This is a genomic window from Roseomonas sp. KE0001 (assembly GCF_016107285.1).
Lineage (GTDB): Bacteria > Pseudomonadota > Alphaproteobacteria > Acetobacterales > Acetobacteraceae > Pseudoroseomonas.
This window is the reverse complement of record NZ_RCVQ01000001.1, coordinates 310378-323849: the sequence shown is the minus strand read 5'-3', so window position 1 is coordinate 323849 and position 13472 is coordinate 310378. Positions and strand designations below refer to the sequence as shown.

10 protein-coding genes are annotated in these 13472 nt (G+C 70.4%); all 10 read right to left on the bottom strand.

Features of this window, described 5'->3' with window-relative positions:
• Positions 1-18: 18 nt before the first annotated feature.
• The 10 genes from bamA to dnaE all read right to left on the bottom strand — a co-directional run bounded on the left by bamA (position 19) and on the right by dnaE (position 13416).
• Positions 19-2337 carry an outer membrane protein assembly factor BamA gene (gene bamA / locus D9598_RS01470; RefSeq protein WP_198364615.1) on the bottom strand — a complete coding sequence of 773 codons (2319 nt, stop codon included), beginning with the start codon at positions 2335-2337 and terminating at the stop codon, positions 19-21.
• A gap of 199 nt (positions 2338-2536) precedes the next feature.
• A complete protein-coding gene (rseP, locus tag D9598_RS01465) occupies positions 2537-3646 on the bottom strand; it encodes an RIP metalloprotease RseP (RefSeq protein WP_370591907.1) in 1110 nt (369 codons plus the stop codon).
• A 42-nt stretch (positions 3647-3688) separates the two neighbouring features.
• Positions 3689-4855, bottom strand: coding sequence for a 1-deoxy-D-xylulose-5-phosphate reductoisomerase (gene dxr / locus D9598_RS01460; protein WP_198364614.1), 1167 nt, complete (start codon positions 4853-4855; stop codon positions 3689-3691).
• On the bottom strand, positions 4852-5709 hold the full coding sequence (locus D9598_RS01455) for a phosphatidate cytidylyltransferase (RefSeq protein ID WP_198364613.1): 858 nt from the start codon (positions 5707-5709) through the stop codon (positions 4852-4854). The genes dxr and D9598_RS01455 overlap by 4 nt, the downstream gene beginning before the upstream one ends.
• Positions 5710-5712: 3 nt before the next feature.
• Positions 5713-6480: a polyprenyl diphosphate synthase gene (uppS, locus tag D9598_RS01450; RefSeq protein ID WP_198364612.1), complete on the bottom strand. Its 768-nt coding sequence runs from the start codon at positions 6478-6480 to the stop codon at positions 5713-5715.
• An 8-nt stretch (positions 6481-6488) separates the two neighbouring features.
• Positions 6489-7061: a ribosome recycling factor gene (gene frr, locus D9598_RS01445; protein ID WP_198364611.1), complete on the bottom strand. Its 573-nt coding sequence runs from the start codon at positions 7059-7061 to the stop codon at positions 6489-6491.
• 25 nt (positions 7062-7086) lie between these two features.
• Positions 7087-7806 carry a UMP kinase gene (gene pyrH / locus D9598_RS01440; protein WP_198364610.1) on the bottom strand — a complete coding sequence of 240 codons (720 nt, stop codon included), beginning with the start codon at positions 7804-7806 and terminating at the stop codon, positions 7087-7089.
• 169 nt (positions 7807-7975) lie between these two features.
• Positions 7976-8890, bottom strand: coding sequence for a translation elongation factor Ts (gene tsf / locus D9598_RS01435; protein WP_198364609.1), 915 nt, complete (start codon positions 8888-8890; stop codon positions 7976-7978).
• 31 nt (positions 8891-8921) lie between these two features.
• Positions 8922-9755: a 30S ribosomal protein S2 gene (gene rpsB, locus D9598_RS01430; RefSeq protein WP_198364608.1), complete on the bottom strand. Its 834-nt coding sequence runs from the start codon at positions 9753-9755 to the stop codon at positions 8922-8924.
• 211 nt (positions 9756-9966) lie between these two features.
• Positions 9967-13416, bottom strand: a complete 3450-nt coding sequence (dnaE, locus tag D9598_RS01425; protein WP_198364607.1) for a DNA polymerase III subunit alpha — start codon at positions 13414-13416, stop codon at positions 9967-9969.
• Positions 13417-13472 lie beyond the last annotated feature (56 nt).

Genomic DNA, 13472 nt, shown 5'->3' with positions numbered 1-13472 from the left:
TGGAAACTCCGTGGAAGCTCAGAAGCGCGTCCCGAAGCCGAAGCGGAAGACCTGCGTCTCGTCGTAGGACTTCTTCACCACGGCCTGGGCCACGTCGATGTTGATCAGCCCGAAGGGGCTGCGCCAGGAAATGCCGACGCCGGCGCCGACGCGGGGCGCGGAATCGTCGACGATGTTGGGGGCGGAGTCGATGCCGGTCAGCGCGCCGACATCGACGAAAGCCCGGCCGATCAGGCCCAGTTCGGAGGGCACGGGCAGCGGGAAGCGCATCTCCGTGCTCTGCGTCCACATGGTGCGGCCGCCGAGCGAATCGCGCGTGTTGATGTCGCGCGGGCCAACGCCCGCGACGGAGAAGCCGCGCAGGTTCTCACCGCCCAGGAAGAAGCGGTCGATGATGCGCTCATCCTTGCCGCCATAGCTGGCCATGCCGGCGACGCCGCCGGACACCGCCAGGACATAGTCGGGATCGCCCAGCAGCCGCTCGAAGGGGATGTAATAGGTGCCGTCCAGGCGGCCGCGGACATAGTTCACGTCGCCGCCAAGACCGGCGAGATCGGTCGCGAGGCGGACGACGTAGCCGCTGCGCGGATCGAGGCGGGAGTCGCGCGTGTCATAGGTCAGCGTCTGGCTGATCTGCGACAGCCAGGTGACGCCCCGCTGCTCCTTGATGTAGATCGAGGCGTCATCGTTCACGTTGAAGACGTTGCGGCGCGACAGGGTATAGGCCCAGGACTGGCGCAGCCGCTCATTGAACTCGTAGCCGGCGCGCACGCTGAAGCCGGCGCGGCGCTCCTCATAGCCCGAATAGTCGGTCAGATCGCGCTGGATGAAGAAGACATCCCCGCCGACCGAGAGGTTGCGGTCCAGGAAGGACGGGTCGGTGACCGAGAGGTCGACCTGGCTGCGGCGCTGGGCGATGGTGGTGTTGATCCGCGCGTCGATGCCGGTGCCCATCAGGTTGCGCTCGCGCAACCCGACATCGGCCAGCGCGCCGGCATCCGTCGAATAGCCGCCGCCCAGCGAGATCTCGCCGGTGGCGCGCTCGGCGATCCTGGTGTCGAGAACCACCCGGTCCTGTCCGGAGGGGACGGGGGTGATGGTGACGGCCGAGAAGTAGCCCAGATCCTGGATGCGCTGGCGCGAGCGCCGGACCTGCGCGGCGTTGAAGGCGTCGCCCTCGGCGAGGCGCATCTCGCGGCGGATCACGCGGTCCTGGGTGCGGGTGTTGCCGGTGATGTCGATCCGCTCGACATAGGCCCGCTGCCCCTCGGTGACGTCGAACACCACGTCGATGGTGTTGGCGGCACGGTCGCGGGTGATCCGGGGCTCGACGTCGACGAAAGGCGCGCCGGCCAGGTTGGCCTCGTCGATCAGCGTCTGCTGCATGCGCTCGACGGCGCTGCCGTCGTACCAGTCGCCGGAATAGATCTCCAGCACGCGCTGCAGCCGCTCGGCGGTCACGTTGCGCAGGCTGGACTGGATCTCCACCTTGCCGAAGCGGTAGCGCGGCCCCTCGGTCAGGGTGAAAGTGACGAAGAAGCCGCTGCGGTCGGGCGCGAGCTCGGCGGCGGCGCCGGTGACGTTCACATCGGCATAGCCCTGCCGCTCGTAGTAGCGGCGCAGCAATTCGCGATCGAAGTTCAGCCGCTCCGGCTCATAGGTGTCGGAGGAGGAGAAGGGCCGGTACCAGGCCGCTTCGCGCGAGGAGACGACTTCCTTCAGGCGGCTGTCCGAAAAGGATTCGTTGCCGACGAAGTTGATGCGGCTGATCAGGGCCACATCGCCCTCGGTGATCTCGAAGACCACATCGACGCGGTTCTGGTCCCGCTCGATGACCTTCGGCTCGACCCGGGCGGCGAAACGGCCCCGGCGCGCATAGAGGTCGAGCAGCTTCTGCCGGTCGGCCTGGGCGGCGGCGGGGGTGAAGACGGCGCGCGGCCGCAGCTGGATCTCGCCGCGCAGCGTGTCGTCGGAGAGCTTGCTGTTCCCCTCGAAGGCCACCTGATTGACGCTCGGATTCTCCTGAACCCGCACGATCATGCGGCCCCCCTCGCGGCTGATCTGCACGTCGCGGAACAGGCCGGTGGCGAAGAGGGTGCGCAGGCTGCGATCCTGGCGCTCGCCGTCGAAGGCATCGCCCGGTTGCAGCAGCATATAGGAGCGGATCGTGTCCGCCTCGATGCGCTGATTGCCCTGGATCTCGATCTGGCTGATCACGCCGCCAGCGGGCTGGGCCGCAGGCGGACCGGGCCGGCGTGGCTGGGCCATGGCCGTCGGCGGCAGCAGGGCGGGCACCAGGCAGGTGGCGGCAAGCAGAAGAGCGCGGGTAGCGTTCAAAGGTCGAATCCGGAGCCGGTGGATGGGAGCCCATGGAAAGGCCCCCGGATAGGCGAAGGGAAAACAACCGAAAACAAGGCGTCTCGGGCGGCGGGAGACTAGCGGGGAAAACCGTGGCCCGCCACCCCCGCCTGATCGGTTGCCATGATCCGGCCCGCCGCCGCTCGCGCGGGGGTTGAATATCCCACCAGGCGCGCCGCTAGCCGCCCAGGCTGCTGACCCAGCGGACCACGCCCATCCCCGAGAGGTCGTTCCAGGTGGCGAAGATGAACAACGCGATCAGCAGGGCGAATCCGGCGCGGAAGCCGTACTCGATGGCGCGCGGCGGCAGGGGCCGGCCGCGGATCGCCTCGGCGGCGTAGAACAGCAGATGGCCGCCATCCAGCATGGGGATCGGGAAGAGGTTGATCAGCGCCAGGTTCACCGACAGCACGGCCATGAAGGAGATCAGGCTGGGCAGGCCCAGCTCGGCCACCTGACCGGAGAGCTGGGCGATGCGCAGGGGGCCGCCCAACTCCTCCGTGCCGCGCTGGCCCGCGATCATCTGCCAGAGCCCCGCCAGGGTCTGCACCGTCACGTCCCAGGTCTGGGTCACGCCGGCCGCCATGGCGCTGAACGGGTTCAGGCGGCGGAACTCCGCCGCCCCGCCCGAGACACCGAGCATCCCGACACTGGCGCCATTCACCTCCCGCGGTTCCGGGATGGCGGTCAGGGTGCGCTCCTCGTCCCCACGCTGGATTCGCACCGCCACCGGCTGCCCCGGGCGCGGTTGGATGTGGCGCTGCAACTCCTCGAAGCGGCGCACCGGCGCGCCGTCCAGGCTGAGGATGCGGTCGCCCGGCAGGAGGCCGGCCCGCTCGGCGGCGCTGCCGGCGACCACCGTGCCCACGATGGCGCTGGGCTGCGGCTGCCCGACCGTCATGTAGAGGCCGCCGAACAGCACGGCGGCGAGCAGGAAGTTGGCCACGGGCCCGGCGGCGACGACGATCGCCCGGTCCTTCACCGGCTTGTCGTGGAAGGTGCGGCCGGGCTTCCATCCGGCGCGCTGCTCCGGCGTCGCGTCGTCCGGCCCTTCCTGCCCGTGCAGCTTCACGAAGCCGCCGAGCGGCAGCCAGGAGACCCGCCACTCCGTGCCGTGACGGTCGGTCCAGCTGCGGATGCGCCTGCCGAAGCCGACCGAGAAGACCTCCACATGCACCCCGCGCCAGCGGGCGGCCAGGTAGTGGCCGAGCTCATGGATGAAGACGAGCACGCCCAGCACCACGATGAAGGCGAGGATCGAGCGCAGCGGCTCAGGCAGGAAGTCCAAGGTCACGTCTCCGGCCCGCGGCAAGCTCCGGCGGGCGTCTGTTCAGGCGGCGCGTCGGGCCGCACGCGCCAGGGCATCCTGCCGCGCCAGCCCGTCCAGCGCCAGCACGGCATCGAGATCCGGTGTCTGCGGCGCGCCCAGCGCCTCCAGCGCCTCCTCGACCACCACGGCGATGTCGAGGAAGCCGAGCCGACGCTGCAGGAAAAGGCCGACGGCGACCTCGTTCGCGGCATTCAGAATGGTGGTGGCCCCTGCCCCCGCCCGCAAGGCCTCGCGCGCCAGGCGCAGGCAGGGGAAGCGCCCGGGATCGGGCGGGAAGAAATCGAGCCGCGCCAGGGCCGCCAGGTCCAGCCGGGGCACCTCCACCGCCATGCGCTCCGGCCAGGCCAGGGCATGGGCGATCGGTGTCCGCATGTCCGGCGTACCGAGCTGGGCCAGCAGCGAGCCGTCCGTGTACTGCACCAGGCCGTGCACCGCCGATTGCGGATGCACCAGCACCTCGATGCGCGGCTCCGGGATGGGGAAGAGCCGTGCCGCCTCGATCAGCTCGAGGCCCTTGTTCATCATGCTGGCGGAATCGACGCTGATCTTGGCGCCCATCGACCAGACCGGGTGCCGGACCGCCTGCTCCGGCGTGACCCGCGCCATCTGCTCCGGCGCCATCTCGCGGAAGGGGCCGCCCGAGGCGGTCAGGATGATCTTCTCCACCGCACTGGGCCGGGCGGCGTCGAAGGCCTGGAAGATCGCGTTGTGCTCCGAATCCACCGGCAGCAGCGTGGCGCCGGCCTGCCGCGCGGCGGCCAGCACCAGATCGCCGGCGCAGACCAGCGCCTCCTTGTTAGCCAGGGCCAGGGTGCCGCCACGCCGCAGCGCCGCCAGGGCCGGCTGCAATCCGGCGGCGCCCACGATGGCCGCCATGGTCCAGTCCGCCGGCAGGGAGGCGGCGGCGGCCACGGCGGCGGGGCCGCAGTCATGCGCAATGCCGCTGCCCTTCAGCCGCTCGGCCAGCTCGGCCCCGGCGGCCGGATCGGCCAGCACGGCCAGGCGCGGGCGCAGCCGCAGGGCCTGCTCCGCCAGGCCGGCGGCATCACGGCCGGCGACCAGGGCGGTGACGGTGAAGCGGCCCGGCGCGGCGGCATCGAGCAGGGCAACGGTGCTGCGCCCCACCGAGCCCGTGCTGCCCAGGATGGTGACGCTACGCGGGCTCATCGCCACAGCGGCACGCCATAGCCGACCCCGAAGGCCAGCAGGGCGGCGACCGGCGCCGCGGCCAGCAACCCGTCCAGCCGGTCGAGCAGCCCGCCATGCCCAGGGATCAGCATCGAGGAATCCTTCACCTTGAAGCGGCGCTTCACCGCGCTTTCCAGCAGGTCGCCCAACTGGGTCGCGACGCCGAGCAGGGCGGCCACGGCAAGCACCTTGACGGCATCCGGATTGCCCGGCGCCAGCCAGTCGGCCGCCAGCCAGCCGACCGCCATCGACGAGGCCAGCCCGCCGGCGGCGCCGGACCAGGTCTTGCCGGGCGAGATCGCCGGGGCGAGCTTCGGCCCCCCGAGAAGCCGGCCAACGAGATAGGCGCCGATGTCGCTCGCCCAGACCACCAGGAAGAGGAAGAAGACATTGCCGCGCCCGGCCTCGTTGTCGTGCCGCAGCTCGATCAGCGCGATGCCGGCCAGGCCGATATACAGGACACCCAGCGCCAGCCAGCTCGCCGGCGGCGGCGGCCCCGTCCGGCGGCGCAGCCGCGGCGCCGTCAGCCAGACCGCCAGGGAGCCGAGGACGAGCACCGCCAGGGCCAGGTGGCTGAACTGGAACACTGCCAGCGCGCAGGCGAGGAAGACCACCGCCGGCACCGCCATGCCGGGCCAGAGATGGCTCCGTAATCCGCAGAGCCGCACCCATTCCCAGGTGAGCACCGCCACCGCGATGGTCATCAGCCCGGTCCAGGCCAGCGCGCCGAGCCAGATGCAGAGCAGGGCCCCGGGGCCGAGCACCAGGGCCGAGAGGGCGCGCTTGCGCAGGTCGCGCCACCGCTTTGCCGCGGCGGGACTTTCCGGCGTCATGCCTCAGCCGGCGCCGACGCCGAAGCGGCGGTTGCGGCTGCGATACTCCGCCAGGGCCTGTTGCAGATGCGGGGCGTCGAAATCCGGCCAGAGCACGTCGAGGAACACGAACTCGGCATAGGCCGCCTGCCAGAGCAGGAAGTTGGACAGGCGCTGCTCGCCCGAGGTGCGGATGATCAGGTCGGGATCCGGCATGTCGCGCGTCGCCAGATGCCGCGCCAGGCCCCCCTCGTCCACCTGGTCCGGATCGAGCCGCCCGGCGGCGACCTCGCGCGCCAGGGCGCGGGCGGCGGCGGCGATTTCCGCCCGGGCGCCGTAGGAGAGCGCGACCGTGAGGTTGAGGCGGGTGTTGTGCGCCGTCGCGGCCTCGGCCGCCTCGATCGCCGAGACCGTCTCCGGCCCGAAGCGGTCACGCTCGCCGATGACCCGAAGGCGCACGCCATTCTTCGCCAGCGATCCCACTTCCCGCCGCAGATAGACGCGCAGCAGGCCGGTGAGGTCGCGCACCTCGTCGGCCGAGCGGCGCCAGTTCTCCGAGGAGAAGGCGAAGAGCGTCAGCCAGGGGATGCCGGCATCGGCCGTGGCCTGGATGGCCCGGCGCACCGCGTCCACCCCGGCCTTGTGGCCGATCGCACGCGGCAGGCCGCGGGCCTTCGCCCAGCGGCGGTTGCCGTCCATGATCAGGCCGATATGCAGCGGGCCCTGCTGAGGCTCCGCCGGCACCGGCAGCGCCGCCAGGGCGACGCCGGCATTGAGGGGCGCGGCGCTCATTCTGCTGGTCAGACCGCCTTGATGTCTTTTTCCTTCTCGGCGAGCAGCTCATCGACCTTCTTGATGTTCAGGTCGGTCAGCTTCTGCACCTCGTCGGACCAGGTCTTGGCGTCATCCTTGCCGATCTCGGACTTCTTCTCCCAGCCCTTGATCTGTTCCATGCCATCGCGGCGGACGCCCCGCACGGCCACCTTGGCGGCCTCGGCGTACTTCGCCGCCTGCTTGGCGAGATCGTTGCGGCGCTCCTGGCTCAGCGGCGGCAGCGGCACGCGGATGGTCTGGCCCTCGGCCTGGGGGTTGAGGCCGAGGCCCGAGTCACGAATGGCGATCTCGACCGCCTTCACCGCCGAACGGTCCCAGACCTGGACGGACAACATGCTCGGCCCCGAGACCGAGACATTCGCCACCTGGGCCAGCGGCTGGTTGGCGCCATAGACCTCGACCCGGATCGGCTCCAGCAGCGCCGGGGAGGCGCGGCCGGTGCGCAGGCCGGAGAACTCCTTGCGCAGCGACTCCAGGGCACCCTCCATGCGGCGGGTCAGATCCTGCTTCAGCGTGTTCAGATCGGCAGGTGCGGCCATGGCCAGTGCCTCCTTCTCTCTGCTCTTATTGGTCCACCACCGTGGTGAAGCGGCCCTCGCCCTGCATCACGGCGGTGAAGGCGCCCGGCTCGTGGATGTTGAAGACGACGATCGGCAGCTTGTTCTCGCGCGCCAGGCTGATGGCCGCGGCATCCATCACCGCGAGATCGCGCGCCAGCATGTCGAGATAGGTCAGGGTGGTGTAGCGCTCGGCCTGCGGATTCTTGCGCGGATCGGCGGAATAGACCCCGTCCACCTGCGTGCCCTTCAGCAGCGCCTGGCAGCCCATCTCGGCGGCGCGGAGGGCGGCGGCGGTGTCGGTCGTGAAGAAGGGATTGCCGGTGCCGGCGGCGAAGATCACCACCCGCCCCTTCTCCATGTGCCGCTCGGCGCGGCGGCGGATGAAGGGCTCGCAGACGCTGCTCATCGGAATCGCCGACTGCACCCGCGTCGGCACGCCGATCTTCTCCAGCGCATTCTGCATGGCCAGGGCGTTCATCACGGTGGCCAGCATGCCCATGCTGTCGGCCTGGGTGCGGTCCATCCCGGAGGAGGCGCCGGCGACGCCCCGGAAGATATTGCCGCCGCCCACCACGACGCAGACCTCGACGCCGAGATCGACCACGTCCTTGATGTCGCCGGCGATCGCCCGGACGGTGCCGGTGTCCAGCCCGTAATCCCGCCCTCCCATCAGAGCCTCACCCGACAGCTTGAGGAGGACGCGCTTGTAGGTCGGGGCGGACATGGGTCTGGTTCCGGGCACAAGAGTCATGAAGGGGCGCGGCACGATAGGCAGCCGCCACTCCCGCAGCAAGGCCATGAACCGGCCCGGCGGAGGTACAGCCTTTAAAATCAGACAATATGACGCGAATAAGACGAGGCGCGGGAGGGCGAACCCTCCCGCCCTTCACATTTCAGCCAGCGGTCCCGGCAGCGGCGGCGACCTCGGCGGCGAAGTCGCTGCTTTCCTTCTCGATGCCCTCGCCGAGCTGGAAGCGGGCGAAGCCCGTCAGCTTGGCGCCGGCCTTCTGGACGATGGACTTCACGCGGCTCTCGCCATCATGCACCCAGACCTGCTCCAGCAGCACGACTTCCTCGTAGTACTTGCGGACCCGGCCCTCGACCATCTTCTCGATGATGTTGTCGGGCTTGCCGGAGGCGCGCGCCTGCTCGGTCAGCACCGCCTTCTCTCGCTCCAACGCCGAGGGATCGACCGCCGAGACGTCGAGCGCGTCGGGGCGGGCGGCCGCGACATGCATGCCGATCTGGCGACCCAGCGTCTCCAGCGCCTCCAGCTCGGAGGCGGCCTCCAGCGCCACGACCACGCCGATCTTGCCCAGGCCCGGCTTCACCGCCGAGTGGACATAGGTCGCCACCGTGCCCGAGGGCACCGTCAGGCGCCGGGCGCGGCGGATGGACATGTTCTCGCCGATGGTGGCGATCAGCCGGGTCAGCTCGTCCTGCACCGAGTGGGTGGTGCCGGGATAGGTCGCCGCCTTGAGCTGCTCGACATCCTCGCCCACCGAGAGGACCAGCCCGGCCACTTCGGCGACGAAGTTCTGGAACATCTCGTTGCGCGCCACGAAGTCGGTCTCGGCATTGACCTCGACCATGCCCGCCACCTGCGGGCCCGTCGCGGTGCCGATCAGCCCCTCGGCGGCCACGCGGCCGGACTTCTTCGCCGCGGCGGCGAGGCCCTTCTTGCGCAGCCAGTCGATGGCCGCCTCGGCGTCGCCGTTGTTCTCGACCAGGGCCTTCTTGCAGTCCATCATGCCCGCGCCGGTCTTCTCGCGCAGGTCGCGGACCATCAGGGCCGTCACTTCAGCCATATCACTCGCTCCTGTCGGACGGATCGATCAGTCAGGCCTGCGGCGCGACCGGGGCATCGGGACCGCCCACGGCGGCCTCGGCCTCCGCCACGGCGGCACCCTCGACGCCCTCGACCACCGGCAGCTCCTCGGCACCCAGGTCCTCGGACGCGCCGAGATCGACGCCGGAGGCCTGCAGCTCGGCGCTGATGCCGTCGAAGACGGCGCCGGCGACCAGGTCGCAATACAGGTTGATGGCGCGGATGGCGTCGTCATTGCCCGGGATCGGGAAGGCCACGCCCTCGGGATCGGCGTTGGAGTCGACCACGGCCACGACGGGGATGCCGAGCTTGTTGGCCTCCTCGATCGCCAGCTTCTCCTTCACCACGTCGATGACGAAGATGATGTCCGGCAGGCCGCCCATCTCGCGGATGCCGCCCAGCGCGCGGTCGAGCTTCTCGCGCTCGCGGGTCAGCATCAGGACCTCCTTCTTGGTCAGGCCCTGGGTGTTGCCGGCGAGCTGCTCGTCCATCTGCTTCAGGCGCTTGATGGAGCCGGTGATGGTCTTCCAGTTGGTCAGCATGCCGCCGAGCCAGCGGTGGTTGACGTAGTACTGGCCGCAGCGGGTCGCCGCGTCCGCCACATACTCCGCCGCCGCCTTCTTGGTGCCGACGAAGAGCACGCGGCCGCCGCCCGCCACCACGTCACGGATCGTGCGCAGCGCGCGGTCCAGCATCGGCACGGTCTGCTGCAGGTCCAGGATATGCACCTGGTTGCGCACGCCGAAGATGTAGGGCGCCATGCGCGGGTTCCAGCGGCGGGTGTGGTGGCCGAAATGGACACCGGCCTCGAGCAGCTGGCGCAGGGAAACTTCTGGCATCGCCATGGTGGCGGTCCTTCCTTCAGGTCACGTCCGGTTGAGCCTCCGCGGCGCTTCGCCCCTTTCGGGGACCGGACCCTGTCACCTGCGGGTGGAAGGGCGCGCCGCGTGCGGATTTGCCGGCGCGGGGACGTCCCGCGCCGGCGGGGGCGATATAGGCGGATGGGCCGCCGCTGGCAAGAAATCCCTGGCCCGCGGGCGCCAGCGGATAGCGGCGTCAGGCCGGCAGCACCTCGACGCCGGGGACCACCTTCATCGCCTGGGCCAGGCGGGGCGAGACGTTCCAGTGCCCCGGCAGGGCGACCTCGACCTCCTGCGCCGGGCCCAGGCGCGGCACCAGCACGACGCGGCCCCGGCCGGGCCCCTCCTTCTCCAGCATGGCGCGGATCGGCGCCACGGCCTCGGCCGCCTCGATCCTGAGGCGCAGCATCTGCCCCACCCCCGCCGCCGCCTTGTCCAGGGATTCGAGGCCCTGGGCGGTCAGGCGCAGCGTCTCGCCCTCCATGCGCGCCTCGGCGGTGACCAGAAGGGCGTTGCCCTCGAAGAGCAGCGCCCGGTTCTTCAGCAGCACCTCGGAGAAGAGCGTCACCTCGGTGCTGCCACTGGCATCCGAGAGGCGCAGCCAGGCCATGCGACTGCCGGTCCGGGTGGTGCGCTCCTTGCTGTTGACCACGGTGCCGGCGATCCTGAGGACCCCCGCCCCCGCCTCGGCGCGCTGCTGCAGCTGGGCGATCGGCACGGCGCGCAGCTTCCTCAGCACATCCCGGTAGGTGTCGAGCGGATGGGCCGAGAGGTGGAAGCCGACCGCCTCGGCCTCCTGGCTGAGCCGTTCCAGCTCCGGCCAGTCCTGCACCTCCGGCAGGCGCAGCGGCTCGGGCCGGGAGTCGCCGCCGCCGAACAGGCCGATCTGGCTCGAGACCCGCTCCTCGGCGCTGGCCTGGGCGCGGCGCAGGATGACCTCGGCGCTGGCCGCCATCCGCGCCCGGTTCCTCTCCAGACTGTCGAAGGCGCCGGCCCGCGCCAGATTCTCCAGCTGCATCTTGTTGAGCAGCTTGGGATCGACCCGGCCGGCGAACTCCGCCACCGAGGCGAAGGGCCCCCGGGCGTCGCGCGCCCGCACCAGATCCCGCATCGCCTGCAGCCCGACGCGCTTGACGGCGGCGAGCGCGAAGCGGATCGCCTGCCCGCCATCCTCCCGGCGCTCGACGCGGAACTCGGCCGCCGAGCGGTTCACGTCCGGCGGCAGCACGGGGATGCCGAGCCGCGAGGCCTCCTGCATGTGGTTGGCGAGCTTCTCGGTCTTGTCCATGTCGAGCGTCATGGAGGCGGCCAGGAAGGCGACCGGATAATTCGCCTTCAGCCATGCGGTCTGGTAGGCGACCAGCGCATAGGCGGCCGCGTGCGACTTGTTGAAGCCGTATTCCGCGAACTTCTCCATCAGGTCGAAGATCTCGCCGGCCTTGCCTTCCGGCACGCCGTTCCGCACCGCGCCCTCGACGAAGATCCTGCGCTGGGCCTCCATCTCGGAGCGGATCTTCTTGCCCATGGCGCGGCGCAGCAGGTCGGCACCGCCCAGCGAATAGCCGGCCACGTCCTGGCTGATCTGCATGACCTGCTCCTGATAGACCAGGATGCCGTAGGTCTCCTCCACCAGATGGCGCATGGAGGGGTGCACCGGCTCCCAGGGCTCGCCATGCTTGCGGGCGCAATAGGCCGGGATATTGGCCATCGGGCCCGGCCGATAGAGCGAGACGGCGGCGATCAGGTCCTCGAAGCGGTCGGGGCGCATCATGCGGAGGCAGTCGCGCATGCCCTGGCCCTCGAACTGGAACACGCCGGCGGAATCGCCCCGCGCCAGCATCTCGTAGGTCTTCCGGTCGTCGAGCGGGATCTTCGCGAGGTCGATCGTCTCGCCCTCCTCGCGCAGGATCCCCACCGCGCGCTCGAGCACCGTCAGCGTCTTGAGGCCGAGGAAGTCGAACTTCACCAGGCTCGCATTCTCGACGTACTTCATCGAGTACTGCGTCACCAGCATGTCCGACCGCGGATCGCGGTAGAGCGCCACGGTGTCGATCAGCGGCTTGCGCCCGATGACGACGCCCGCCGCGTGGGTGGAGGCGTTGCGGTACAGCCCCTCCAGCACCAGGGCGGTCTCCATCAGACGGGCGACCGTCTCGTCCGCCTCGCGCATCTCCTGCAGGCGCGGCTCGCCGTCGATGGCCTGCTGCAGCGTCACCGGCTTGGCCGGGTTGAAGGGGATCAGCTCGGCGATCTTGTTGACCTGCCCGTAGGGCATGCCCATGACCCGGCCGACATCCCGCACCACCGCCTTGGCCTGCAACCGGCCGAAGGTGATGATCTGCGCCACCCGGTCCTCGCCATACTCGCGGCGGACGTACTGGATCACCTCGTCGCGGCGGTCCTGGCAGAAGTCGATGTCGAAATCCGGCATCGAGACGCGCTCGGGGTTCAGGAAGCGCTCGAAGAGCAGGCCGAAGCGCAGCGGGTCGAGGTCGGTGATCAGCAGCGCCCAGGCGGCCACCGAGCCGGCGCCCGAGCCACGCCCCGGCCCGACCGGAATGTCGTTCTGCTTGGCCCACTGGATGAAGTCGGCGACGATCAGGAAATACCCCGAGAAGCCCATCTTCTCGATGACGTCGAGCTCGAAGTTCAACCGCTCGCGATAGGCGGCGCGGTCCCTCTCCCCCGGCGGCGTGCCCTGTGCGTCGAGCCGCACCTCCAGGCCGCGGCGCGCCATGTCGCGCACCGTCTCGGCCTCGGTCATGCCGGGCTGGACCTTGGGGCAGACCGGCAGCTCGGGCTTGCGCGTCTCCGCCATGACCGTGCAGCGCCGCGCGATCGCCAGGGTGTTGTCGCAGGCCTCGGGCAGGTCGCGGAACAGGGCCCGCATTGCCTCGGCGGACTTGAAGTGATGCTCCGGCGTCACGCGGCGGCGGTCCGTCTCGGCCAGGGTGCGCCCCTCGGCGATGCAGAGCAGCGCGTCATGCGCCTCGTACATCTCGGGCCGGGCGAAGTAGATGTCGTTGGCGGCGGCGACCGGCAGGTCCGCGGCATCGGCGAGCGCCAGCAGGGCGGGGTCGAGAACGCGCTCGATCTCCAGCCCATGGCGCGTCATCTCCACCACCAGGCGGTCGTCCGTGAAGCTCTCCCGCAGGGCATGCAGCAGCCGCAGCGCCGCGTCCCGCCGCCCTTCCTGCAGGAGGCGGCCCAGCGGACCGGTGGTGCTGGGCCCTGTGAGCAGGACGACGCCTGCGGCATGCTGCTTCAGCAGCTCGAGCGTGACCGCCGGCCGGCCGCTGGGATCGTCGCGCAGGAAGCCCTGGGAGGAGAGCCGCTGCACGTTCTCCAGCCCTTCCGCGTTCATGGCCAGCGCCACCACCGGATCGGGCGGCAGGCGCAGCACCTCGGGCCGCTCGTCCGCCGCGCCGCGCGAGAGGAAGAGCTGGCAGCCCATGATGGGCTGCACGCCCTTGCCCGAGCAGGCCTTGGCGAATTCCAGCGCGCCGAACATGTTGGCGGTGTCGGTCAGCGCCAGGGCCGGCATGTCCTGTGCCCTGGCCAGCTCGGCCAGCTTCTCCGTCTTGATCGCCCCCTCGGCGAGGGAATAGGCGGAGTGGGCGTGGAGATGGACGAAGCTGGCGGTCATCCCGGCAGTTTAGCAGAAGCCGCCGCCGAAGGCAGGCCGCGCCGCGGAGTCGGCGC